This window comes from Pseudomonas sp. efr-133-TYG-23 (assembly GCF_030209215.1).
GTDB classification, from domain to species: domain Bacteria; phylum Pseudomonadota; class Gammaproteobacteria; order Pseudomonadales; family Pseudomonadaceae; genus Aquipseudomonas; species Aquipseudomonas rhodesiae.
Genome location: NZ_JARVSL010000031.1, coordinates 40,803 through 66,727, shown reverse-complemented (window position 1 = coordinate 66,727; position 25,925 = coordinate 40,803). Strand labels below are relative to the sequence as shown.

Here is a 25,925-nt window from a genome sequence, read left to right as displayed (position 1 = left end):
GGGCAGTGTGAACCCGATCAAATGTGGGAGGGAGCTTGCTCCGGCCTCATCGGGGCAAGCCCCCTCCCAAGTTGGGACAGTGTGAACCCGATCAAATGTGGGAGGGAGCTTGCTCCGGCCTCATCGGGGCAAGCCCCCTCCCAAGTTGGGGCAGTGTGAACCCGATCAAATGTGGGAGGGGGCTTGCCCCCGATAAGGCCAGCAGCCTCACCACAGGATCTGGGTCAGACCACCGCCGCCCGCCGCTGAACGAACCTATCTACATACTCATCCGCCGGCGAATGCAGGATCTCGCGCGGGGTGCCGACCTGGATCAGCTTGCCGTCCTTGAGAATCGCGATGCGGTTGCCGATGCGCACGGCTTCGTCGAGGTCGTGGGTGATAAACACGATGGTCTTGTGCAGGGTCTTCTGCAGCTCCAGCAACTGGTCCTGCATCTCGGCGCGGATCAGCGGGTCGAGGGCGCTGAAGGCTTCGTCCATCAGGATTATGTCAGTGTCGGCCGCTAGGGCACGGGCCAGGCCCACCCGTTGGCGCATGCCGCCGGAGAGCTGGTGCGGGTATTTGTTTTCGTAGCCCTTCAGGCCCACGGTGTCGATCCAGTGCAGCGCGCGCTCGGCGCACACCTGCTTGCTTTCACCGCGCACCTTGAGGCCGTAGGCGACGTTGTCGAGCACGTTTTTGTGAGGCAGCAGGCCGAAGCTCTGGAACACCATGCTGATCTTGTGGCGACGGAATTGGCGCAGGGCTTCCATGTCCAGTTGCAGGATGTCTTCGCCGTCCACCAGGATCGCGCCGCTGGTGGGGTCGATCAGGCGGTTGAAGTGGCGCACCAGGGTCGACTTGCCCGAACCGGACAGGCCCATGATCACAAAAATTTCGCCGGTGCCGATGCTCAGGGACAGGTCGTTGACGCCGACCACGCAGCCGGTCTCGGCCAGTACCTGGTCCTTGGTCTTGCCCTGGCCGATCAGCGAGAGCGCGTCCTTGGCGCGATTGCCGAAAATCTTGAAGACGTTTTTTACTTCGATTTTGCTGACAGTAGTCATTTGCTCGCCTCATGCCGTGGACGACCGTAGGCCTGGGTGATGCGGTCGATGACCACTGCGAGAATCACGATTGCCAACCCGGCTTCGAGGCCACGGCCGACGTTGAGGGTCTGGATGCCGACCAATACATCTTCACCCAGGCCACGGGCGCCGATCATCGAGGCGATCACCACCATCGACAACGCCATCATGGTGGTCTGGTTGATACCAGCCATGATGCTCGGCAGCGCCAGCGGCAGTTGCACGCCGAACAGTTGCTGCCAGCGGTTGGCGCCGAAGGCGTTGATGGCTTCCATGACTTCGCCGTCGACCTGGCGAATGCCCAGGTCCGTCAGGCGAATCAGCGGCGGCGCGGCGTAGATCACCGTGGCGAAAATCGCCGGTACTTTGCCCAGGCCGAACAGCATCAGCACCGGGATCAGGTACACGAAGCTGGGCATGGTTTGCATGATGTCCAGCAACGGCATCAGCACCGAACGCAGGCGATTGCTACGTGCCGACAAGATGCCCAGCGGGATGCCGATCAACACCGAGATCACCGTAGCGACCAGCATCAGCGCCAGGGTCTGCATCAGTTTGTCCCATAGGCCGACGGCGCCTACCAGGAACAACAACCCAACGATCACCGCCGTGGTCAGCACTTTACGGGTGGCGTGCCAGGCAACGGCGCCGACAATGGCCAGCATCAACCACCAGGGCGCGGCGCGTAGCAGGCCCTCCAGGTTGACGATGGCCCATAGCAGGGTGTCGGAGATGTGCCGGAACACATCGCCGTAATTGGTGACCAGTGAATCCACCCAACCGTTGACCCAGTCGGCGATGGAAAAGGTAAAACTCTCAGGAAACATAGCGTGCTCTCGATCCAGTGGGGTGTGGCCAGGCGCCCGGCTGCCTCTCAGGGTAGCCGGGCACGCTCGACCTACAAGGCCGCGTCGATTTTCTTGGCAGCCTCGTCGCTCACCCAGGCGTGCCAGACTTCAGGGTGTTCCTTGAGGAAGATTTTCGCCAGTTTCGGCGACTCGATGCGCTCCTTGGCCATGCGGCCCAGGTTCTGGTTCAGCAGGTCGATCGGCAGGTTGACCTTTTCCAGCACGGCCACCAGTTCCGGCGCTTGCTCGTGGAAGGTCTTGGACAGGCCCACCTTGATACTCACGCTCTTATCCACACCGGGTTTTTCTTCCAGTTTCACCAGGTCGACCTGGCCCATCAGCGGCGTCGGCGACCAGTAGTAGAACAGGATCGGCTCGCCGCGCTTGTAGCTCGACAGCACTGCCGCGTCCAACGCCGGGCCGGTGCCTGGGCGGAAGTTGGTGTAGGAACTTTCCAGGCCGTAGCTCTTGAGCATTTCGCTGTTGTCCAGCTCGCAGGTCCAACCGGCCGGGCAGTTGTAGAAACGGCCTTTGGACGGTTCTTCCGGGTCCTTGAACACGGCGGCGTACTGGCCCAGGTCAGCGATGTTTTTCAGGCCCGGTGCCTTGGCTTCCAGCTTGCGTTTGGCGTCGCCTTCGACCACATAGCGCGGCACGTACCAGCCTTCGACAGCCCCCACCACCGGAGCACCGACGCCAACCACTTTGCCGGCCTTTTCGGCCTTGTTCCACACTTCGCTGCGGCCGACCCACTCTTCGGCGAACACCTGGATATCGTTGCTGCTCAGGGCATTTTCCATGGTGATGGAGTTACCCGGCAGGCTATCGGTTTTGCAGTCGTAGCCTTTTTCCAGCACGGTTTGCAGGATATCGGTTAGCAACATGCCGCTTTCCCAGTTCAGGCCGGCGAATTTCACCGGTTTGCCGGACTCGCACCAACCGGCCGCCTGGGTGGCGCCGGCGCTGGCCAGCAGGCCCAGGGAAATCACGGTGGTCAGCAGGGTCTTGTTCGATTTCATTGTGTGACGCTCCTAATCATGAATGGGCTTACGGCAGTCAAGAGGCATCCAGCCCTGTCCACGTCCAGTCAGGCCTGCGCCGCAGCGCGACCGGTCCCGCTTGTTTTAGGTTGTACAACGCTGCTCTGCTCAGGCGGCAGAATCAGGTGATCGGGCACGGCGGCGTGCCATTTTTTCGCGCACAGGTAGTACAGCGCGCCCGGCACGACCAGGCCGATGATCCAAGAAATATCCACGCCACCGAGCACATCCACCAGCGGGCCGGTGTAGAACTTGGTGGAGATAAACGGCAGTTGCACCAACACACCGAACACATAGACGCTGATCCCCAACAGGTTCCAGCGACCGTAACGGCCATTCGGGTCCGCCAAGGCCGGCACGTCATAGCGCTCACGGGTGATGCAGTAGTAGTCCACCAGATTCACTGCGCTCCAGGGCGTGAAGAACGCCAGCAGGAACAGGATGAATGACTTGAACGCCCCCAGGAACGAGTGCTGGCCGAGCAAGGCGATCAAGGTCGCCGCGCCGACAATCGCCAGCACAAAGGCCAGGCGCTGCCAGTGCGTAACCCGCAGGTGGCCGCGAAAGCCGCTGATGATGGTGGCGATGCACATAAAGCTGCCGTAGGAGTTCAAGGTGGAGATGGTCACCTTGCCGAACGCGATGCTGAAGTACAGCAGCGCCGCCGTGGCGCCGGTGCCGCTCAGGCCGACGATATAGGCCACTTCATGGCCGGCGAACTGACCGTTGGCCGACGCAGCAGCGAACACGCCCAGAACCATTGCCACCTGGGCGCCGATCACCGAACCGGCACCGGCGGCAAAGAAGGTCTTCACCGACGACGTTCGGCTTGGCAAGTAGCGCGAATAGTCCGCCACGTATGGGCCGAACGCGATCTGCCAGGACGCGGCCAGGGACACCGCGAGCAAGAAGCTGCTCCAGCTGAAGTGGCGAATCTGCAGAAGCGCGCCCACGTCGGTCTGGCTCATCAAACGGCTGAACAGGTACACGAAGGCGATCACCCCCATGACACTGGCCACGCGCCCGATAAAGTGGATCACGCGGTAGCCGAGCACCGTGACCAGCACAATGACGCTGGCGAAGATCAGAATGCCGACGCTGTCGCTGACCCCGAACAGCTGGCCCAGCGCCTGCCCGGACAGCACCGTGCCGGTGGCGGTGAAGCCCAGGTACATCAGGCACACCAGCACGATCGGAATGGCCGCACCGTAGACCCCGAACTGCACCCGGCTGGAGATCATCTGCGGCAGCCCCAGCTTGGGGCCTTGCGCCGCGTGCAACGCCATCACGCCACCGCCCAGCAGTTGGCCGACCAACAGACCGATCAACGACCAGAACACATCGCCGCCCAACACCACGGCCAGGGCCCCGGTGACGATGGCGGTGATCTGCAGGTTGGCGCCCATCCACAAGGTGAACTGGCTCAAGAGACGACCGTGTCTTTCCGCTTCCGGGATGTAATCGATCGAACGCTTTTCGATCAACGGGGTGGTTGCACGCGTGTCAGCCATTTACTTTCAACCTCTGATGGATTGTCTTGGGTTCGCTGCCGATCAACGGTGGGAGAGGACTTGGCCCCTCCCACATTGGGTTACTTGATCATCGGAAGATTGAGGCCCTGCTCTTTGGCGCAATCGATAGCAATCTGGTAACCGGCGTCCGCGTGGCGCATCACCCCGGTGGCCGGGTCGTTATGCAGCACGCGGGCGATGCGCTCGGCCGCTTCATCGGTGCCGTCGCAGACGATCACCATGCCCGAATGCTGGGAGAAGCCCATGCCGACGCCGCCGCCGTGGTGCAGCGAAACCCAGGTGGCGCCGCTGGCGGTGTTGAGCAAGGCGTTGAGCAGCGGCCAGTCAGACACGGCGTCGGAGCCGTCCTGCATGGATTCGGTTTCACGGTTCGGGCTGGCCACCGAGCCGGAGTCCAGGTGGTCGCGACCGATCACCACCGGTGCCGACAACTCACCGCTGCGCACCATTTCGTTGAATGCCAGGCCGAGCTTGGCACGCTGGCCCAGGCCAACCCAGCAGATACGCGCCGGCAGGCCCTGGAAACTGATGCGCTCGCGGGCCATGTCCAGCCAGTTGTGCAGGTGCGCGTCGTCGGGGATCAGCTCTTTGACTTTGGCGTCGGTTTTGTAGATGTCCTGCGGGTCGCCCGACAGCGCCGCCCAGCGGAATGGGCCAATGCCACGGCAGAACAGCGGGCGGATGTAGGCCGGTACGAAACCTGGGAAGTCGAACGCGTTTTCGACGCCCTCTTCCTGGGCCATCTGACGGATGTTGTTGCCGTAGTCGAAGGTCGGGATGCCTTGCTTCTGGAATTCCAGCATGGCTTTGACGTGCACGGCCATCGACTGCTTGGCGGCTTTGATCACGGCGGCGGGTTCGGTCTTGGCGCGGGCGCGGTATTCGTCCCAGGTCCAGCCGGCAGGCAAGTAGCCATTGAGCGGGTCGTGGGCGCTGGTCTGGTCGGTGACCATGTCCGGGCGCACGCCGCGCTTGACCAGTTCCGGCAGGATTTCCGCTGCGTTACCCAGCAGCGCGATGGAGATGGCCTTGCCTTCCTGGGTGTACTTGGCGATGCGCGCCAGCGCGTCGTCGAGGTCGGTGGCTTGCTCGTCGACGTAACGGCTATTCAGGCGGAAATCGATACTGACCTGCTGGCACTCGATGTTCAGCGAGCAAGCACCGGCCAGGGTCGCGGCCAGCGGCTGCGCGCCGCCCATGCCGCCGAGACCGGCGGTGAGCACCCAACGGCCTTTGAGATTGCTGTCGTAGTGCTGGCGACCGGCCTCGACGAAGGTTTCGTACGTGCCCTGGACGATGCCCTGGCTGCCGATATAGATCCAGCTGCCGGCGGTCATCTGGCCGTACATGGCCAGGCCCTTGGCATCCAGCTCATTGAAGTGTTCCCAACTGGCCCAGTGCGGTACCAGGTTGGAGTTGGCGATCAGCACGCGCGGGGCGTTGCTGTGGGTCTTGAACACGCCGACCGGCTTGCCGGATTGCACCAGCAGGGTCTCGTCGTCGTTCAGGTGGGTAAGGCTCTCGACGATCTGGTCGTAGCACTCCCAGTTGCGCGCGGCACGGCCGATACCGCCGTACACCACCAGCTCTTTCGGGTTCTCGGCCACTTGCGGGTCGAGGTTGTTCATCAGCATGCGCAGCGGCGCTTCGGTCAGCCAGCTTTTGGCGGTGAGCTTGTTACCGCGGGCGGCGCGGATTTCAACGTCACGGTATTTTGTAGGCTTGGTCACAACTCAAACTCCTCGGCGATCGATGCGCGAACAGGGATGGTGCAAGGCAGGGTCTTACGCACACATCTTTACTTGTACATACAAGCATATGCAATCAAGCGGCCAACTTTCCGAGCGAGGTGTTTGGTTATTTTTTGAAAGCGCGTGAGAGCCTTGGAAATTAAGGCTTCAAGGCATGATGAAATTTCTTACGACGACGTTTTATTGCGAGGGAGGTGAGGCAAGACAGCGGGGTTTTGCGCCACGCTGGGGCGTTCGGTAACAAATTGGTGCGAGGCCTGGAAACAGATCGCAAGAACATTGAGAAACAAATATGGGAGGGGCTTGCCCCCTCCCACATGTTTAACCGCGCGGGGTCAGTTCGATGATGCAACAGCGACCCGTGACGGAAATATCCAGCAGGCCGCTGTTACCGTCCACTTGCAGGCAGTCGTGATGGCCCAACACCTGGTCCAGCACCTTCACTTCATCCGCAACACTGAACACCAGCACGGTTTGCGCAGTACTGAAGAAGTGCTGCACACCATCCACCCACTGCAACCGTGCATGGTAACGCTGGGGCGAGTAGATCAGGTTGAAGTCGCGGATCGGCCCGGTAATCAAGCGGCATGAAACCTGGCTGTCGCCCTTGAAGGCGAACGGTTGCAACGGTAACAACCCGCGCTGCTCCTCACCATCCACTGTCAGCACCATGCCTGCGCCTTTGATCACGGTGATCACACGCTGGTAACCGGCAAAGGTGGAAAACCCACCCGACTCGCCGATATCGGCAATCGACAGGCGCCAGCCGAAGCCTTCCAGGCCCTCGCCAGCATCGCGGGCGATTTCTTCGGTGCTGCCGCCGCCGTTCTTCCACGGCATGCGCACGTATTCGGTGGCGCGCCAGACTTTTACTGCTCTCATTTGCTGAAACGTCCTTCCAGGCTGTGACGGGAACCGGGGTGGATCAAGCGTGCGGCGGTCACCGGTTGGCGGCCTGACCAAGTGCGACGACGAATCAACAGGCACGGTTCGCTGGGTTCAATCTGCAGCAGCTGGCATTCAGAAGCGTCGGCAAGAATGGCTTCCACCACATGCTCGCCTTCGGTCAGCGGCGCTACCTGGTTGAGGTACGCGTAGGGGGTTTGCAGGGTGAAATCCTGTTGCAGGTATTGCGGTGCGACCAGGGCGTTGACGAAACGGTCTTCGATTTGCACGGGAATGTCGTTTTCGTAATGCACGATCAACGAATGAAAGACCCGCCCGCCTTCGCGCATTTCCAGGGCGACGGCGCGCTCGGAACCGGCAGCTTCCTCGCCCAGGGTAATGACTTGGCAGGTATGCCGGTGGCCACGGGAGGCGATTTCATCGGCGATGTTGTGCACTTCGAACAGCGCCGACTGGCTTTTCGGCTCGGCCACGAAGGTGCCGACGCCCTGCATGCGCACCAACAGACCTTCGGCGGTCAGCTCGCGCAGGGCGCGGTTGATGGTCATGCGGCTGAAGCCCAATTGGCTCACCAGCTCGCTTTCCGATGGCACGCGATAATGAGGCGGCCAGTTACCGTTGAGGATTTGCTGGCTGATCATGTGTTTGACGCGGGCATACAAGGGCGCCGGACTTTCGTCCATGTGGGCAGCCAGCGAAGAGTTGGCGGGCGGAGTCGGCACGGGGGATCCTTGCAGTAGGAAAAGATGCATAGATTGCCGGAGTTTACCGAGCAGGCAAACGTCTGTATATGTATATACAAATAAACACACGACCGGAGTGCTCTAATCATGTCCGCTTTCTTCGCCGAACGCGCGCTGCTGCCTAGTGGATGGGCCAACAATGTACGTCTTGAGGTCAGCGCCGACGGCCTGTTGACCCATGTTGAGTCCAATGCCAGTGCAGACCATGCCGAACGGCTAAGAGGCCCGGTGTTGGCGGGTATGCCCAACCTGCATTCCCACGCGTTCCAACGCGCCATGGCGGGCCTGGCGGAAGTGGCCGGCAACCCGAACGACAGTTTCTGGACCTGGCGCGACCTGATGTACCGAATGGTCGGCAGGATCAACCCGGAGCAACTCCAGGTGATCGCACGTCAGCTGTATATCGAAATGCTCAAAGCGGGTTACACCTCAGTCGCCGAATTTCACTACGTGCATCACGACACCCAGGGCCAGCCCTATGCCGACCCCACGGAATTGTCGCGACAAATCAGCCAGGCGGCCGCCGCCAGCGGCATCGGCTTGACGCTGCTTCCGGTGCTCTACAGCCATTCCGGGTTTGGCGGCCAGGCGCCGAATGACGGGCAGCGGCGCTTTATCAACAGCACGGAAAACTACCTGGATCTGCAAGCGCGACTGCAACCGATCCTGACGGCACAACCGGCGCAGCATTTGGGCTTGTGCTTGCACTCCTTGCGCGCCGTCACGCCACAACAGATCAATGAAGTTCTGGCCGCCAGCGACAAGGCATGCCCGGTGCATATCCACATCGCCGAGCAACAAAAGGAAGTCGACGACTGCCTGGCCTGGAGCGGCAAGCGCCCGCTGCAATGGCTGTATGACCATGTTGAAGTTGATGAGCGCTGGTGCCTGGTGCACGCCACTCACGCCGACGCGGATGAAGTTACACGCATGGCCAAGAGCCGCGCGATTGCCGGCCTGTGCCTGACCACCGAAGCGAACCTGGGCGATGGGATTTTCCCGGCGGTGGATTTTCTTGCACAGGGCGGGCGCCTGGGGATTGGCTCCGACAGCCATGTGTCGTTGAGTGTGGTCGAAGAGCTGCGTTGGCTGGAATACGGCCAGCGTCTACGCGATCAGCGACGCAACCGCTTGTATCGCAGCGATCAGCCGATGGTTGGACGCACTTTATTCGATGCGGCACTGGACGGTGGCGCCCAGGCGCTGGGACAGCCGATAGGCCGGTTGGAAGTGGGTAAACGCGCGGACTGGATCGTGCTGGACGGCAATGATCCGTACCTGGCAACCGCCACAGAGGATGGCATTCTCAATCGCTGGTTATTTGCCGGCGGTGATCGCCAGGTGCGCGATGTGCTGGTCAACGGCCAGTGGGTGGTGCGCGATGGGCGGCATGCCGGGGAGGAAGATAGCCGCCGTGCATTCACGCAAGTCCTGAAGGATTTGTTGGGCTAACCGGTAGCCCATAACCAATGTGGGAGAGGGCTTACCCCTCCCACATTTTGTAGCGATCCAGGGTTACTGCGAACTCTTGGCCATCTGCTTGTCCGGCGTACGCCAGATCAATCGGGTGGTGTCATACCCTTGCTGACGCGCCCTGCTCAGCAGGTCTTCGCGGGTGTCGGCATTCACCGTCGGCGTGCGCGAGAGAATCCACATATAGCGACGGCTTGGGCTGCCGACGATGGCGGTCTTGTAGTCATCGCTGACGTACAACACCCAGTAATCGCCCTTGGCGACGCCCGGTAATAGCGCGGTGAACCAGTTATTGAATTCGACCCAAAGCTTATCGGTCTTGCCCGGCACTTGCGGCGTGGCCGTGCCTCGGGCTTCTTCCCACTTCCAATCGTTGGTCAGGCAACGGTTGAACACCGACATGTCGCCATCAGGCAGCAAGGTGTAGCGGGCTTCGGATTGTGCGCAGTTGCGCTGGAAGTACATCGGCAAGCGAGCCAGCTCATACCAGGTGCCCTGGTAGCGATGCAGGTTGACGCTGCTCGCGGTCTTGGGTTGCAGATCATCGCCAGAATGACTGGCGCAGCCCGCCAAAAACAGGCTGGCACAAAGAAACAAAACAAAACGCATCATTCTTCTTCTCCCGTAGGCTCTCGCCCCGGTTTACTTCAGGCCTTGCCCGGAAAACATCAGAACCTTGTCACCGGCATATTGAACGCTGATAAAGCTGTTTTTATCGCCCCAGGTGCAGCTGGACATGCCCAGTGCGCCGGAACAATCCGTTGGCTTACCCAATAGCGACTCCACCTCGGCCTTTGGCATCCCGGCCGACAGCTTTGCGTAGTTCTCTTGGTTGACCTTGCTGCAAGCGGCCAACACAACACAAAAAGTCAGCAGGGCGAGACGGCGTAACGACATGGGGAAACTCCTGGAGGGGCGAAGCGGCTTGGGTATCTGCCAGAAGCTTAGAAGGGAAAAGAGGTGTCTGGTTCCCGACGGACGAAAACAAAAAAAGCCCCGAAAACGCTGAAACGTTTCGGGGCTTCTTTAAGGGTGAACCGGCTCACAACCACACCGGTTACCGGTCGCAGCAGGTTACTGCTTGTGGTAGGCCGTTACGCGCTCAACCTCTTCCTTCGAACCCAGGAACACCGCCACACGCTGGTGCAGGCCCTCGGGTTGGATGTCGAGAATGCGCTGGTGGCCGTCGGTAGACGCACCGCCCGCCTGCTCGACCAGGAACGACATCGGGTTGGCTTCGTACATCAGGCGCAGTTTGCCCGGCTTGGACGGCTCGCGGCTGTCGCGTGGGTACATGAACAGACCGCCACGGGTGAGGATACGGTGCACGTCGGCCACCATCGCCGCGACCCAGCGCATGTTGAAGTTCTTCTTCAACGGGCCTTCTTCGCCTTCCATCAACTCGCTGACGTAGCGCTGTACCGGGGCTTCCCAGTGGCGCTGGTTGGACATGTTGATCGCAAATTCCTGGGTGGACGCAGGGATCGAGATGTCCTCGTGGGTCAACACGAAGCTGCCCATTTCGCGGTCCAGGGTGAAGCCTTTGACGCCATCGCCCAGGGTCAGTACCAGCATGGTCTGGGGGCCGTAGATCGCGTAACCGGCGGCAACCTGCTCGGTGCCTGGCTGCAGGAAGGCTTTTTCGTTCAGCGCTTCGTTCTGGCTCAGGTATTCGTTCGGGCAACGCAGCACCGAGAAGATGGTGCCAACCGGCGCGTTGATGTCGATGTTGGACGAGCCGTCCAGAGGGTCGAACACCAGCAGGTAGGCGCCTTTCGGGTATTTGCCGGGAATCTGGTAGGCATTGTCCATTTCTTCGGACGCCATGCCGGCCAGGTGACCGCCCCATTCGTTGGCTTCAAGCAGAATCTCGTTGGACAGCACGTCGAGTTTCTTCTGCACTTCGCCCTGCACGTTTTCGGTGCCCATGCTGCCCAGGACACCGCCCAGTGCGCCTTTGGACACGGCGTGGCTGATTTCCTTGCAAGCACGCGCCACCACTTCGATAAGGAAGCGCAGATCGGCAGGCGTGTTGTTGCTGCGGGTCTGCTCGATCAAATAGCGACTCAAGGTAACGCGGGACATGGAAGGCTCCGATGAATGGGGGGGCTTAAAAACCCGCGCAGTTTAGCGCGAGTCGGGGCTAATTTCCTCTCATCAGAGGATTTAACCCCAATAGAGTTCACGGCTGGCCCTGCGGTTTGCGCAACAAACTGTAGGCCATGGCCCCCAGCGCCGCCACGCCCAGCAGCAGCACGGCCCACAAACCGAGTTTCTTCCAGTCGCGGCCCTCCTCTGGCGCCACGGTGACGGCGGGCGTCTTGACCACTGCCGCCCCCACCACCTTGGCTTGCCCCAGGGACTTGAGACGCTCGGCGCTGTAGTCAGGAATCAGCGTGGACAACGGCAAGTTCGCCGCCTTTACCGTGGCATTGCCCAACGCCAGGGTGAACGGCGGTTCGCCCCGCGCCAGGAACACCACTTGCGTGGCGCGCACCGCAAAGCGCAAGGCCGGCGCTTCGGCGCCCAGGCCGCCGCCGCGTTCGTCGACCTGCAAGCGGATCTGGTTCAGCACCTGGCCCGGCAATGCCAACTCATCCTGCACCACGTCCTGGCCATTCTGGGTCAGGCGGTACAGCAGGCCCGAACTCAGTGGTTGCCAGGTCTGCTTGTTGTCACGGCGCCCCGACACACTCACCGGCGCCAGGGTGTTGGGCTGCGACAATTCGATGCGCACACGCTCGGCACTCAGGCCCGTGGGCAGTTGCCAACTGTATTCACCGGCCCCCAGCCGCGTGCCCGCCAGCGGCGGCGACCACACCAACGGCTGCGGCAGGCTGCTGCGGGTGGCGCTCACCAGCTTGGCCGAAGTCAGCAGTGGCGCGGCCTGGCCCTGCCACAGCAGGCGCAGGTAACGCGCCGATTGCCCGGGCAGGCTGACATCATGCTGCTCGACCCGCTCGTCGGCGAACGACAATCGCGCCACTTGCCCATCGCCCCAGGATTCCCAGTGCTGCAAATCATCGCTGGCTTCGATAGTGAAGCGCTGGAAGCCTTCCTGCTCACGGCTCCAGTCGAGGTTCAACTGCTGCAACGGCGCCTTGATCGCACTGGCATCCAGCACCCAGCCACGCAACACCTGCGTACCGGGCTTGGCGACCGAGGACGGTTTGATTTCCACCAGGGTGCCTTCGGTGGTGGTTTTCATCACCACGCCGGGCAAGGTTTCGCGGGTGTCGGCCGCGTACAGCGGGAACCACTTCACGTCGGTAACCGAGCGGCTTTCCGTGCTTGAGGCGGCCTGGCGCGACAACGCATACGCCTGGGGCTCACCAGCGGCGTTGAACACGCGCACGTCGCTAAGATCGGCCTGGCGCGCGTTCAGTTGCACGGCCAAGGGCAATTCCAGGCGATACCAGGGGCCGTTGCCGCTGACGGCCAGCGGCACCTGCGTAGTGAAATCAGCCGGGCCCTCCTGGGCCCCCACACACAGAGCCACACACACGCCGGCCAAGGCCACACTCAACTTACCGATCAAGAGCTTGCTCCTTCCGTTTCCAACACAGGTTCGGCACGCTTGGGCGGCAGCGGCGCGAAATAACCCACCACCAGCAACAACCCGCCCACACCGATAAACGACACGATCCGCGCCAGGCCGCCACGGTTGCTCAATTCGACAAAGAACAGCTTGGCGACCACCACTGCAATCAGCGCCGCGCCGATCAGCCACACGTCGCGACGGTGACGCAGATGGCCGCCGATCATCAGGCCGAGGGCGATCAGCGTCCACACGATCGACAGGCTGGCCTGCACCAGCATCGACGCCAGCAGCGCATCCAGATGAAACGGCACGCCGCCCCAATGGTGTGCAGTGCGCATCACCAGCGCGGTGAAGAACGCAAACAGCGACAGCCCCGCCACACCCTGTGCGATCAACTGCGCCCGCGGCCCACGCTGGGGCGCCACACTACGCGACAACAGGTACACACCCAACAAGGCGAACAGCAGGCCCAAGTCCAACGGGTTGAGCAACGGTATATAGGGCAGCGGCTCGGCCGTGCCGTCGCTGAACGTGTTGGCCAGCCAGAACCAACCGAGCATCAGCACCGCCAACGGCAGCGCGGCCAGCACACGATATTCCCGTGGATACGCCGCCACCGGCCAGGGCCATTGGCGCGGCGTGGCGGCCAGCACCAGGTACAGGCTCGGCAGAATCGCCCAACCCAGCCAACGCCAGGCGTTGTATTCGCTGGATAGACTCAACAGGCCGTAACGCAGCTCCAAGGCCAGCACGCCGATCAGCATCCAGCAGCCCAGCACATGGGCGACGCTCAGCACCTTGCCCGGCACCACTGGCGCCAACCGCCGCAGCGAGAGGAAATGCACGGCAAACACCGCCAGCCAAGCCAGCCAGCCGTAATGCGCCGCTGGGTGGTAATAGGTATGGGCGGACACCAGCAGCACCATGCCCGCCGCCGGCATCAGCAGGGTGCATAGCATGCCCAGGGAAGCCCAGCGCAGGCGCGTTGCACAGACACTCCAGATCGCCACGCTGAGCGCCGCGATTCCCAGCCAGAATGCGCCCTGCAGTTCGTCGGGAATAAACCGCAGCACCTCGCCGCTCACCGCCAGGGTCCACCAGGCCGCGCCCCACACCAGCAACAGGTCGGACAGACGTTGCAGCTTCAGCGCAGCAAACAACGGCGCATGGGGTTGACGTTGCAGCCGCCAAGCGCCGACCAGCGCGGCCAGGCCCAGCACCATCGGGGTCCAGAAGCCGCTGTGGGCCAAGGGCCGCAGATCTTCACCGGACAACGGCCCGAGCAGCGCCGGCACCGACAGCAGGAACGAACCGCCACCGATCAGTTGCAGCAACAACCCAAACACAAAACTCACGCGTTGTTGCAGGTACAGGCTCAGCCAGATGATCAACAGACCACTGACCGCCCACACGCCGCTGGCGCTGGCCCAAGGCAGCACAAACAGCACCGCGAGGTTGATCAATACCAGGCCGGCGAGCAGCACCACCGACAACCCACGCAACAACCGCACATCGCCGCGCACCGTATCGTCACGTACCGCCAGCAACATGCCGCCGATCAAGGCCAGGCCGATCAATGATGCGGTCAGCAAACCGCTCCAACCGGCGTCGAACACCGCAGCGCCTTCACCGCTTCGCAGGCGCAGCAGGAACAGTGCGCCGCCCAGCAATTGCACGGCGAACGCAGTAAACAGGAAAGTCCGCGAGCCGATGCGCAGGCCGATAAACAGGGTCGCCAGGCCGGCAATGGCCCAACTGATCGCGGTGCCCTGGGTCAGCAACAACAACGGTGCCAGCAGGTACACACAGCTCAAACCGAGGCTCGCCAGTAGCGGCAGGCCCTTGCGCTCCCATTCTGCGGCCTGCTCGGCCGAGGCTTTGCGCAATTGGTCGAAGCTGAACAGCAACGCCACGCCCAGCAGCAGTGCGCCCAGTGGCGCGCCTTGCAGCAAGGTACGCTCGCCCAGCTGCAATTCGCTGAGGAACGCCAGCGCCGAACCCAATTGCAGCAGTAGGCCAAATGCTCGCGCCAATGGCCGCTGCTGGCGCAAGCCCAGCCAGAAGATCCCGGCGCCTTCCACGGCCCAGGCGGCAGCGGTCCAGCGTGCGTCCAGCCCCAGTGGAATAGCCAGGCTGGCGAAAATCACACCGAGGGCCAGACAGGTTTCCGCCAGCAGCAAGGCGCGCCCGCCGCTGAGCACTCGGGCCAAGCCCATATAGATGATGCCCAGGCCCAACGCGCTGAACGCCGCCGCGAATTCCAAGTGCTGCACCAACGCGAATTGCAAGCCAAAGCCCACCAGCGGCGGGCCGAACAGCATACTGCCATCGACGTAATCACCTTTGGCCGCCGACCAGCGCAACAGTGCGCCACGGCTATCGTCTTGCGGCGCGTCGCGCATCTGCAGCAATTTGCGGCGCGCAAACAACAGGCCGATGGCCAGGTACATCAGGAAGAACAACACCAGAAACGGTTCGGTGCTCCACAGCAATTCCGGGGTGTAGGAACGCAAGCCCCAGGCAAAGCCAATGCCGAAGGTGCCGACAAAACCGATCAGGTTGAGCAAGCGCCAGGCCTTGAACCAGGCGATGGCGAGGATGCCAGTGTTGAGCAAGGCAAAATAACTGAACAACGCCACATGGTTGCCTGAACCGGTAGAGGTCAGAATCGGCGCGGCGAACCCGCCAAGCGCCGCTGCGCAGGCCAACCCCAGCGCGTCCTGGGTAATCGCCAGGATCGCCGAGAACACCGTCACCGCCACCAACAGACCCAGCGCCGCACTCGGATCGATCAGCGGATGCAGGCGCATCGCGGCGAACACCGTGAGGTACAGCACCGCAATCCCGGTGCCTTGCAGCATCAACCCATAGTTGCTGTTGCGCAGTCGCAACCACCAGCCCAAACCCAGCAGGCCGATGGCCGCCGCCGCCACACCGGCGTAACGCACTTCGATCGGCACCACCATGCCTTCGGTGGCATAGCGCAGCAGAAACGCCAGGCCGAGAAACAACAGCACCACCCCGACGCGCAGCACGGTATTGCCGCCAAACAGCCAATTCCGCGCGCCGCCGAGGGCGCGCTCGATCAGGGTGGGGCCACGGGGTACGACCGGTTCTTTGGGGAGCGGTGCAGGCGCAGGTGTAGGGGCCGGTGCCCACACGTCGGCGGGCAACGGCTGGCTGGCTTGCTTGGTGACGGCCACCGGGGCCAGTTCAGGCGGTAATTCCCAAACCAGTTCGACTGCCTTGGGTGGCGGTGCGGCTTGGGGAGCTTCGGCCACAGGCGTTTCGACAAATACCGGCGGCGCAGGTGTGGGATCAGGTTGTCGCGCGGGTCTTTCCAACTGCGCCAGACGCTGCTCGACGGCGCTCAGGGCTTTTTGCGCGGCCTCCAGCTGACGAGCCTGTTGGTCCGCCTGGGACGACAGCATCGACAGGCGGATCGCCTGGCCAATGCCCAACCCCAACAGCGCACCGATGCCCGCATCATAGAACGACTCATCGAGCGTCCAGCCGAGCACCAGCCCTATCAGCATGAAAATCCATTGCATGAACGATATTCCCTAAGCAAACCGGCGCTCAGTATATCGACGCGCAACCAATGTGGCAGGGGGCTTACCCCCAATAGCGGTGTACCAGTCCACAGATCTGCAAACTGACACACTGCCATCGGGGGTAAGCCCCCTCCCACACTTTCAAATTGCGCTGTTTAGTCGAGCGCTTTCCAGATCTCGGTGGCGTATTCGCGGATGGTCCGGTCCGACGAGAACCACCCCATTCGTGCGGTATTGAGCACCGCCGAACGCCACCATGCCTTGGAATCGTGCCAATGCGCTTCGACCCGGGCCTGGGCCTCCCAATAAGAATCGAAGTCGGCGCACACCAGGAAGCGGTCGTAATCGATCAGTCCGTCGATCAAGCCCACATAGCGGCCCGGATCGTCAGGCGAGAACACCCCGCCTCGGATCGCTTGCAGCACATCGTTGAGGCGATGGGACGCGGCGATGTCCGGCCCGGCGTGGAATTCACCGGCGTGTTTGCGTGCTTCCACCTGCTGGGCGCTGAGGCCGAAGATAAACATGTGGTCGGCGCCCACGCGCTCGTGCATTTCCACGTTGGCGCCGTCCATGGTGCCGATGGTCAACGCGCCGTTGAGACCGAACTTCATGTTGCTGGTGCCCGAGGCTTCGAAGCCTGCCGTGGAGATCTGCTCCGACAAATCCGCCGCCGGGATGATGCTCTCGGCCAGGCTGACGTTGTAGTTGGGCAAAAACACCACTTTGAGCAGGCCGCGCACGGTCGGGTCGTTGTTGACGGTGCGGGCGATGTCGTTGGTCAACTTGATGATCAACTTGGCCTGGTGATAACTCGCCGCAGCCTTGCCGGCGAAGATCTTCACGCGCGGCACCCAGTCGGTTTCCGGCTCGGCACGGATCGCCTGGTACAGCGCCACGGTGTGCAGCAGGTTAAGCAACTGGCGTTTGTATTCGTGGATGCGCTTGACCTGCACGTCGAACATCGCCGCCGGGTTTACCGAAATGCCCAGGCGCTCGTGGATGATCTCGGCCAGGGCACGCTTGCTGTGCAGACGCTGCTCGGCGAAGGATTTGCGGAACGCCTGTTTCTCGGCGAAGGTTTCCAGCTCGCCCAGGCGCGTCTCCATGTTGTCGAGGATGTCAGGACCCAACGCGTCCACCAGCATCTGGGTGAGCTGGGGGTTGGCCTGATACAGCCAGCGGCGGAAGGTGATGCCGTTGGTTTTATTGTTGATACGTTCCGGGTACAGCTTGTGCAGTTCGGAGAACACCGTGCTGCGCATCAGTTGGGTGTGCAGGCCGGACACGCCGTTGACGCTATGGGACCCGAGGAACGCCAGGTTGCCCATGCGCACGCGGCGGCCGTTGTCTTCTTCGATCAACGATACGGCGCGCAACACGTCGAAATCGTGGATGCCCTTGGCGCGCAGCGAGTCGATATGCTGGGCGTTGATCAGGTAGATGATCTGCATATGCCGGGGCAGCATGCGTTCCATCAAGCCTACAGGCCAGGTTTCCAGGGCCTCGGGCAGCAATGTGTGGTTGGTGTAGGACAGGGTTTCGACGGTCACGTCCCACGCGGCTTCCCACGGAATATCGTGCAGGTCGACCAACTGACGCATCAACTCCGCCACGGCGATGGACGGGTGGGTGTCGTTGAGCTGGATGGCGGCGTGTTCGCCCAGGCTCAAGACCGAACCGTGCATGTTCTTGTGGCGACGCAGCAGGTCTTGCAGCGAGGCCGAAACAAAGAAGTACTCCTGACGCAGGCGCAGTTCCTGCCCCGCTTCGGTGCTGTCGGCCGGGTACAGCACGCGGGAGATGCTCTCGGCACGGGCCACTTCAGCCACCGCACCCAAGTGGTCACCGGCGTTGAAGCGCTCCAAGTGCAAGTCTTCCACCGCGCGGGCACGCCACAGGCGCAGGGTGTTGACGCTGGCGCCGCGCCAGCCGACCACCGGCGTGTCATAGGCCACGGCGCGTACGGTTTCGTTGGGCGACCAGACCTGGATCATCTTGCCGGAGGCATCCGCCAATGTTTCGACGCTGCCGCCAAAACCGATCGGGTAAATCACTTCAGCCCGTTCGAATTCCCAGGGGTTGCCGAAATCCAGCCAGCGTTCGGTCTGCTCTTGCTGCCAGCCGTCGACAACGGCCTGGCGGAACAGGCCGTGTTCATAGCGGATGCCATAACCGTGGCCGGCAATGCCCAAGGTCGACATGCTTTCCATAAAACACGCCGCCAGACGGCCGAGGCCCCCGTTGCCGAGGGCCGCGTCGGGCTCCAGCAGACGAATGCGCTCCAGGTCGACGCCCAGCTCGGCCAGCGCATCGCGGGCGATTTCCAGCACGCCCAGGTTGCTCAGGCTGTCGTAGAGCAGGCGGCCAATAAGGAATTCAAGGGAGAGGTAGTACACCCGCTTCTGGCCTTTACGGTAGATGCGTCGGGTGTGATCCATCCAGTGGTCGACCATTTGGTCGCGGGCGGCCAGAGCAATGGCTTCGAACCAGTCGTGGTCGAAGGCATGATCGGGGTCCTTGCCCACCGCATAGGTGAGTTTGGTCAAGACAGCATCGCGAAACGCGGCTACCTCTGCTTCTCGTGCAAGCGGTTCCTGAGACATCGGTGTGACCTCGGGCGAGATTGAAGGAGTTGCTAGAGCCTAGTCGGTCTGACAGACGGCAGAGGCTCTGGTTCGGCAGTTTTTTAACTCATTCACCGTTACCGGAATTAGATGCAGGGGCCGTGCCCGATCCTGCGCCGCGCCGCCTTTTAGCCGAAAACCGCAAAATATTGTTCAAAAAAGCACCAATCCCGGTATGATCGCGCGCCCTGATACCGCCCCACCCTGGAACCCTGATGAAGCCTCAACTGATCGCCGCCGCGGAACTCGACCGTCTCGAAACCTGGCAGAAATACTCCAGCCATATGTGCGGCGGCTGCGTGTCCAGCTGCTGCACGCTGCCGGTTGAGGTGAAGATCAAGGACCTGATCCGCATTGGTATCGTCGATGAGTTCGAACGCGGCGACCCGCCGAAGAACATCGCCAAGCGGTTGCAGAAGGAAGGCATCGTCGAGCGCTACAACAATAAATCCGAGATTTTTACCCTGCAGCGCATGAGCAACAACGACTGCCTGTACCTGGATCGTAAAACCCGCTTCTGCACTATTTATGACAAACGCCCGGACACTTGCCGCAACCACCCGAAGATCGGGCCGCGGCCGGGGTATTGCGCGTATAAGCCCAAGGAAGTGGTGCGCGAGACTAACTTCAAGACCCTCGATAAGTTCTGATCCGGGTTTTGTGGGGGGCTTGAGGGCCCTATCGGGGGCAAGCCCCCTCCCACCTTTGAATGTGTTCACAGATCAAAATGTGGGAGGGGGCTTGCCCCCGATGAGGCTAGAACAGCCACCCCAAAATCTGCAGGCATAAAAAAACGCCCCCGGCTTTTCGACCGGGGGCGTTTTTCATTCAGCCTGAGTTAACTCAGTTCTTGGCTTTCTTGGCAGCGCGGGTACGCTCGCCTTCGTCCAGGATCTTCTTACGCAGGCGGATCGACTTCGGCGTGACTTCGCACAGCTCGTCGTCCTGGATGAATTCCAGGGCCTGTTCCAGGGTGAAGCGAACAGGTGGAACCAGGGCGATGGTTTCGTCTTTACCCGAAGCACGCATGTTGTCGAGCTTCTTACCTTTGGTTGGGTTGACGCCCATGTCGTTGTCACGGCTGTTCAGACCAACGATCTGACCGTTGTAGATCTCTTGACCGTGTTCAACGAACAGCTTGCCGCGTGCCTGGAGGGTTTCCAGGGAGTAGGTCAGCGCCTTGCCGGTTTCAACCGAAACCAGAACACCGTTCTGACGGCCGGACATGTCGCCGGACTTCATGGTGTCGTAGCGATCGAAGATCGAGGTCAGGATGCCAGCACCGTTGGTCAGGGTAAGGAACTGGTTACGGAAACCGATCAGACCGCGAGCAGGGATGTTGTACTCCAGACGAACACGGCCTTTGCCATCCGGCACCATGTTGGTCAGGTCGCCCTTACGCAGGCCCATCTCTTCCATGACCTTGCCCTGGGATTCTTCAGGGGTGTCGATGGTGACGTTTTCGAACGGTTCCTGCTTCACGCCGTCAACCTGACGGATGATCACTTCCGGACGACCAACACCCATTTCGAAACCTTCGCGACGCATGGTTTCGATCAGTACCGAGAGGTGCAGCTCACCACGGCCGGAGACCTTGAACTTGTCGGCCGAGTCGCCTTCTTCAACGCGCAGTGCAACGTTGTACAGCAGCTCTTTGTCCAGACGCTCCTTGATGTTACGGGAGGTCACGAACTTGCCTTCTTTACCGCAGAACGGCGAGTCGTTTACCTGGAAGGTCATGGAAACGGTTGGCTCGTCGACGGTCAACGGCTTCATCGCTTCTACGGTGTCCGGGTGGCACAGGGTGTCGGAGATGAACAGCGAGTCCATACCGCTGATGCACACGATGTCGCCGGCTGCAGCTTCTTCGACGTCGATGCGGTGCAGGCCGTGGTGACCCATCAGCTTCAGGATACGACCGTTGCGCTTCTTGCCGTCGGCGCCGATAGCCACAACCGGGGTGTTCGGCTTGACGCGACCACGAGCGATACGGCCAACGCCGATAACACCCAGGAAGCTGTTGTAGTCCAGTGCGGAGATCTGCATCTGGAACGCGCCGTCACGGTCAACAGCCGGAGCTGGTACGTTGTCGACGATCGACTGGTACAGCGGGGTCATGTCTTCGGCCATGTCGTTGTGGTCCAGACCGGCAATACCGTTCAGGGCCGAGGCGTAGACGACTTTGAAGTCCAGCTGTTCTTCGGTGGCACCCAGGTTGTCGAACAGGTCGAAGATCTGGTCCAGAACCCAGTCCGGACGCGCGCCTGGACGGTCAACCTTGTTGATGCACACGATCGGACGCAGGCCGGCTTCGAACGCCTTCTTGGTCACGAAACGGGTTTGCGGCATAGGGCCGTCTTGAGCGTCAACCAGCAGCAGCACGGAGTCGACCATCGACATTACGCGTTCTACTTCGCCGCCGAAGTCGGCGTGGCCCGGGGTGTCCACGATGTTGATGTGGTAGCCGTTCCAGTTGATGGCGGTGTTTTTCGCCAGGATGGTAATACCGCGCTCTTTTTCCTGGTCGTTGGAGTCCATCACGCGCTCGTCGTTGAGCTCGTTGCGCTCCAGGGTGCCGGATTGACGCAGGAGTTTGTCTACCAGGGTGGTCTTACCATGGTCAACGTGAGCAATGATGGCGATGTTACGTAGATTTTCGATCACTTGTGTATCTCGATCAGAGGATTCGGTGTGCTGTCAGGTCGTGGCAGCGATTAACAGTAGAGTCAGGCCTTGCCGTTACAGCTTGACGGCAGAGTCGGGGGGCCGGTGACGCAGGCCACAGGCAAACAGCCCCGGGCTCTTAGCTCGGTCGATAAACGCGCACATTGGCATGCCCCTCACTGAGCAAATGGTGAGCATGCAGGCGACTCATGACGCCTTTGTCGCAATACAACAGGTACTGACGGCTGTTATCCAGTTCCTTGAAACGCGCGTTCAATGCATAGAACGGCAGCGTTTGTACGTCGATGCCAGGAATCTCCAGCGGCTCGTCCTCGGCGGCATCCGGGTGACGGATGTCGATGACGATCTGGCCGGCCAGGGCTTCGCTGACTTCTTCGATCTGCACATCCTGGCCCAACTCGTCGATCACGCGATCGATCGGGACCAGTTTGGCGTTCTCGAGCGCACGCTCCAGAATCGCCATGTCGAATTCTTTCTCTTCATGCTCCACGCGGTGACGCTTGGCGTGGGTCTTGGGGTTCACCGAAATGACCCCGCAGTACTCCGGCATATGTTTGGCAAAGTCGGCGGTGCCGATTTGCTCTGCCAGGTCGATGATGTCCTGCTTGTGACTGGCGATCAGCGGACGCAACACCAGTTTCTCGGTGACGCAGTCGATGATCGACAGGTTGGGCAGCGTCTGGCTGGACACCTGGGAAATCGCTTCACCGGTCACCAACGCGTCGATCTGCAATTGATCGGCAATTCGGGACGCAGCGCGCAACATCATACGCTTCAATACTACGCCCATATGACTGTTATCGACTTTGCCGAGAATTTCTCCCAGCACTTCCTCGAATGGCACGCTCACAAATAGCACACGCTGGGAGCTGCCGTATTTCTTCCAGATATAGTGCGCGACTTCCATCACGCCCAATTCATGTGCACGCCCGCCCAGGTTAAAGAAGCAGAAGTGGCTCATCAGGCCGCGGCGCATGATCTGGTAGGCCGCCACCGTGGAATCGAAACCGCCGGACATCAATACCAGGGTCTGTTCCAGGGCGCCCAGCGGGTAGCCGCCGATGCTGTTGTGCTGGCTGTGGATCACAAACAACCGTTGGTCGCGAATTTCCATGCGCACTTCAATTTGCGGCGCTTTCAGGGAGATTCCGGCGGCGCCGCACTCGCGACGCAGCTTGCTGCCGACGTATTTCTCGACGTCCATCGAGCTGAAGGGATGCTTGCCGGCACGCTTGCAGCGCACGGAAAAAATCTTGCCTTCCAGCGAGCTGCCGTAGTGCCGTTTGCACTTCTCGGTGACGTCGTCGAAGTCGCCGAGCGGGTATTCGTCCACCTGCAGAAAATGCGCGATACCCGGCATGCAGCTCAGGCGCTCGGTCATATCCTTCAAGGCTTTGGGGTCGGTAACACGGGTTTCCAGTTCGAGGTTGTCCCACACGCCGTTCACCACCACAGCCGGGTCCAGATCGCGGAGCACGGCACGGATGTTCTTGGCCAACTGACGGATGAAACGCGTCCGTACCGGTCGGCTTTTGATGGTGATCTCGGGGAAGACTTTAACGATTAATTTCATGGAAACAGCGCGCGCAGGGCCTGCCGAAAAAGGGGGGCGCGGATTATAGCGGAAATCGCTCAAGGTTTAACCAGTTAATATGCACTTCAACCGCCACGCACTAAAGCAGTGCGTTTAATGCGAGCTGTGCCACATTGCGGTGCGCTGTTTTCGCGCTTTTGTCGCAATGCACCTTTATAGGGGCGTTTTTGGAACAGAAAACCCATGTTGGCGCACTGGCATGCAATTTGCTCTCTTGTGAGGCAGGTTGCCATGGCGGAGTATCCGCGCCGGCATCACCCACATTCTAAGGGCTAACTCCACTACCCCAGCCCGAAGCCACCCGGAGGACACTATGTCGAAGTCGGTTCAACTCATCAAAGATCATGACGTTAAATGGATTGATCTGCGCTTCACGGACACCAAAGGCACTCAGCACCACGTGACCATGCCGGCTCGCGACGCGCTGGATGAAGCTTTCTTCGAAGAAGGCAAAATGTTCGACGGTTCCTCCATTGCTGGCTGGAAAGGCATCGAAGCCTCCGACATGATCCTGATGCCGGACGACAGCACTGCCGTGCTGGACCCATTCACCGAAGAACCGACCCTGATCCTGGTGTGCGACGTAATCGAGCCTTCGACCATGCAAGGCTACGACCGCGACCCACGTGCGATCGCCAAGCGTGCCGAGGAATACCTCAAGTCCACCGGTATCGGTGACACCGTATTCGTAGGCCCGGAGCCAGAGTTCTTCATCTTCGACGAAGTGAAGTTCAAATCCGACATCTCCGGCTCCATGTTCAAAATCTACTCCGAACAAGGTTCGTGGATGTCCGACCAGGACGTGGAAGGCGGCAACCATGGCCACCGTCCAGGTATCAAAGGTGGCTACTTCCCAGTTCCGCCATTCGACCACGACCACGAAATCCGTACCTCCATGTGCAACGCCATGGAAGACATGGGCCTGGTCATCGAAGTGCACCACCACGAAGTGGCCACTGCCGGCCAGAACGAAATCGGTGTGAAGTTCAACACCCTGGTAGCCAAGGCTGACGAAGTTCAGACCCTGAAATACTGCGTGCACAACACTGCCGTAGCTTACGGCCGTACCGCAACCTTCATGCCTAAGCCTCTGTACGGCGATAACGGTTCGGGTATGCACGTTCACCTGTCCATCGCCAAAGAAGGCAAGAACACCTTCGCTGGCGAAGGTTATGCCGGCCTGTCCGACACCGCCCTGTACTTCATCGGCGGCATCATCAAGCACGGTAAGGCCCTGAACGGCTTCACCAACCCTTCGACCAACTCCTACAAGCGTCTGGTCCCAGGTTTCGAAGCACCGGTAATGCTGGCCTACTCGGCTCGCAACCGTTCGGCTTCGATCCGTATTCCTTACGTGTCCAGCCCTCGCGCTCGCCGTATCGAAGCTCGCTTCCCGGATCCGGCAGCCAACCCATACCTGGGCTTTGCCGCCCTGCTGATGGCTGGCCTGGACGGCATCCAGAACAAGATCCACCCTGGCGACGCCGCCGACAAAAACTTGTACGACCTGCCGCCTGAAGAGGCCAAAGAGATCCCACAAGTGTGCGGCAGCCTGAAAGAAGCCCTGGAAGAGCTGGACAAGGGCCGTGCGTTCCTGACCAAAGGCGGCGTGTTCAGCGACGACTTTATCGATGCCTACATCGCCCTGAAAAGCGAAGAAGAAATCAAAGTACGCACCTTCGTACACCCACTGGAATACGAGCTGTACTACAGCTGCTGATCCGGTTGCGCTGCTTGACGTAGCGCGATGAAAAAGGCCTCCTTCGGGAGGTCTTTTTTTTTGCCCGGACATTACATAGCTCCGTATCAGCAAACCCAATCAAAAAGGTGGGAGGGAGCTTGCTCCCGATAGCGGTGGATCAGCTGATACAGGTGCTGGCTGACACTCTGCCATCGGGTGTAGCCCCTCCCACAAGGAGAACAGCCTTGAAACGTCGACTTGTGTTCGCTTTGTTATTGGCCAGCGCCAGCGCCAGCGCTGCGCCGCCCAGCCTGGAACCTTTACTCAACAGCATCACCGAACGCCTAGCCATCGCCGACCAGGTCGCGCTGAGTAAATGGGACAGCAAAAAGCCGGTAGAAGATAAACAGCGCGAACAGGAAGTGCTCGCCAGCGTCGCCGCCCAGGCGCCCAACTACAAACTCGACCCCGCTGTTGCCGAGCAGTTTTTCGCCGCGCAGATCGAGGCCAACAAACTCGTGCAATACACGCGCTTGTCCGACTGGCAGTTCATGGGCAAGGCCCCGGATCTGCCACGCCCGGACTTGGTGGGTAAAATCCGCCCGCAGTTGGATCAGTTGCAAAAACGCCTCTTGCAGCAATTAGCCGACTTCGCCCCACAGCGCAACAACCCGCAATGCCCTCAATGGGTGGCCAGGGCGATTCACGAGCCGCTGCACGAGCCCTTGATGCAGATAGCAAGAGCCCGCGCCACTGGCGAGCTATGCCTCCAGGCACACGCCAGCAAATAAATACGTGGACTACCTCATGCTAGGCACTTTCCGGCATCTTCCGATTGGGGGCTCACCCTAGCCTGACGGGTCATTGACCACACAGGATG

General features: G+C 60.9%; 19 protein-coding genes. 4 read left to right on the top strand and 15 right to left on the bottom strand.

The window, feature by feature from the left end; all coding sequences use genetic code 11:
- Positions 1–224: 224 nt before the first annotated feature.
- The 7 genes from QRN41_RS21075 to hutC all read right to left on the bottom strand — a co-directional run bounded on the left by QRN41_RS21075 (position 225) and on the right by hutC (position 7,830).
- Positions 225–1,049 (bottom strand): quaternary amine ABC transporter ATP-binding protein, encoded by an 825-nt coding sequence (locus QRN41_RS21075; RefSeq protein WP_052202157.1) that lies wholly within the window; start codon positions 1,047–1,049, stop codon positions 225–227.
- Positions 1,046–1,897, bottom strand: a complete 852-nt coding sequence (locus tag QRN41_RS21070) for an ABC transporter permease (protein WP_034095466.1) — start codon at positions 1,895–1,897, stop codon at positions 1,046–1,048. Before QRN41_RS21070 ends, QRN41_RS21075 begins: the two co-directional genes overlap by 4 nt.
- Positions 1,898–1,968: 71 nt before the next feature.
- On the bottom strand, positions 1,969–2,937 hold the full coding sequence (locus tag QRN41_RS21065; protein WP_034136549.1) for an ABC transporter substrate-binding protein: 969 nt from the start codon (positions 2,935–2,937) through the stop codon (positions 1,969–1,971).
- Between the two features lie 68 nt (positions 2,938–3,005).
- A complete protein-coding gene (locus QRN41_RS21060) occupies positions 3,006–4,469 on the bottom strand; it encodes a purine-cytosine permease family protein (protein ID WP_040265738.1) in 1,464 nt (487 codons plus the stop codon).
- A gap of 80 nt (positions 4,470–4,549) precedes the next feature.
- The gene (hutU, locus tag QRN41_RS21055) at positions 4,550–6,220 is read right to left on the bottom strand and encodes a urocanate hydratase (protein ID WP_034111390.1); all 1,671 of its coding nucleotides are present in this window, start codon (positions 6,218–6,220) and stop codon (positions 4,550–4,552) included.
- Between the two features lie 342 nt (positions 6,221–6,562).
- Positions 6,563–7,123, bottom strand: coding sequence for a HutD/Ves family protein (locus QRN41_RS21050; RefSeq protein ID WP_285422098.1), 561 nt, complete (start codon positions 7,121–7,123; stop codon positions 6,563–6,565).
- The gene (hutC, locus tag QRN41_RS21045; RefSeq protein WP_371263978.1) at positions 7,120–7,830 is read right to left on the bottom strand and encodes a histidine utilization transcriptional repressor HutC; all 711 of its coding nucleotides are present in this window, start codon (positions 7,828–7,830) and stop codon (positions 7,120–7,122) included. The genes QRN41_RS21050 and hutC overlap by 4 nt, the downstream gene beginning before the upstream one ends.
- 147 nt (positions 7,831–7,977) lie before the next feature.
- On the opposite strand from hutC, the gene QRN41_RS21040 reads away from it, so the two are divergent.
- On the top strand, positions 7,978–9,342 hold the full coding sequence (locus QRN41_RS21040; RefSeq protein WP_285422097.1) for a formimidoylglutamate deiminase: 1,365 nt from the start codon (positions 7,978–7,980) through the stop codon (positions 9,340–9,342).
- A gap of 63 nt (positions 9,343–9,405) precedes the next feature.
- On the opposite strand, the gene QRN41_RS21035 is transcribed toward QRN41_RS21040, so the two are convergent.
- The 6 genes from QRN41_RS21035 to QRN41_RS21010 form a co-directional block, all read right to left on the bottom strand.
- Positions 9,406–9,975 carry a lipocalin family protein gene (locus QRN41_RS21035; RefSeq protein WP_285422096.1) on the bottom strand — a complete coding sequence of 190 codons (570 nt, stop codon included), beginning with the start codon at positions 9,973–9,975 and terminating at the stop codon, positions 9,406–9,408.
- A 30-nt stretch (positions 9,976–10,005) separates the two neighbouring features.
- Positions 10,006–10,260, bottom strand: a complete 255-nt coding sequence (locus QRN41_RS21030) for a lipoprotein (protein ID WP_034095458.1) — start codon at positions 10,258–10,260, stop codon at positions 10,006–10,008.
- Between the two features lie 177 nt (positions 10,261–10,437).
- Positions 10,438–11,448 (bottom strand): class 1 fructose-bisphosphatase, encoded by a 1,011-nt coding sequence (locus QRN41_RS21025; RefSeq protein ID WP_034095457.1) that lies wholly within the window; start codon positions 11,446–11,448, stop codon positions 10,438–10,440.
- Positions 11,449–11,545: 97 nt separating this feature from the next.
- Positions 11,546–12,898 (bottom strand): DUF3999 domain-containing protein, encoded by a 1,353-nt coding sequence (locus tag QRN41_RS21020; protein WP_285422109.1) that lies wholly within the window; start codon positions 12,896–12,898, stop codon positions 11,546–11,548.
- A complete protein-coding gene (locus QRN41_RS21015) occupies positions 12,898–16,455 on the bottom strand; it encodes a DUF2339 domain-containing protein (protein ID WP_285422095.1) in 3,558 nt (1,185 codons plus the stop codon). The genes QRN41_RS21020 and QRN41_RS21015 overlap by 1 nt, the downstream gene beginning before the upstream one ends.
- Before the next feature lie 158 nt (positions 16,456–16,613).
- Complete coding sequence (locus QRN41_RS21010; protein WP_034095455.1) at positions 16,614–19,064, bottom strand: glycogen/starch/alpha-glucan phosphorylase; 2,451 nt, start codon at positions 19,062–19,064, stop codon at positions 16,614–16,616.
- A 236-nt stretch (positions 19,065–19,300) separates the two neighbouring features.
- Between QRN41_RS21010 and QRN41_RS21005 the strand changes: the two genes are divergently transcribed.
- The gene (locus QRN41_RS21005) at positions 19,301–19,735 is read left to right on the top strand and encodes a YkgJ family cysteine cluster protein (protein ID WP_034095454.1); all 435 of its coding nucleotides are present in this window, start codon (positions 19,301–19,303) and stop codon (positions 19,733–19,735) included.
- Between the two features lie 193 nt (positions 19,736–19,928).
- Here QRN41_RS21005 and typA read toward each other — a convergent pair whose 3' ends face one another.
- Both typA and thiI read right to left on the bottom strand, forming a co-directional pair.
- The gene (gene typA / locus QRN41_RS21000) at positions 19,929–21,749 is read right to left on the bottom strand and encodes a translational GTPase TypA (protein ID WP_016972267.1); all 1,821 of its coding nucleotides are present in this window, start codon (positions 21,747–21,749) and stop codon (positions 19,929–19,931) included.
- Between the two features lie 139 nt (positions 21,750–21,888).
- Positions 21,889–23,343, bottom strand: coding sequence for a tRNA uracil 4-sulfurtransferase ThiI (thiI, locus tag QRN41_RS20995; protein WP_034136543.1), 1,455 nt, complete (start codon positions 23,341–23,343; stop codon positions 21,889–21,891).
- A gap of 334 nt (positions 23,344–23,677) precedes the next feature.
- On the opposite strand from thiI, the gene glnA reads away from it, so the two are divergent.
- Both glnA and QRN41_RS20985 read left to right on the top strand, forming a co-directional pair.
- Positions 23,678–25,084: a type I glutamate--ammonia ligase gene (gene glnA / locus QRN41_RS20990; protein ID WP_040265726.1), complete on the top strand. Its 1,407-nt coding sequence runs from the start codon at positions 23,678–23,680 to the stop codon at positions 25,082–25,084.
- Positions 25,085–25,290: 206 nt separating this feature from the next.
- A complete protein-coding gene (locus QRN41_RS20985) occupies positions 25,291–25,836 on the top strand; it encodes a chorismate mutase (RefSeq protein WP_285422094.1) in 546 nt (181 codons plus the stop codon).
- Positions 25,837–25,925: the final 89 nt, after the last annotated feature.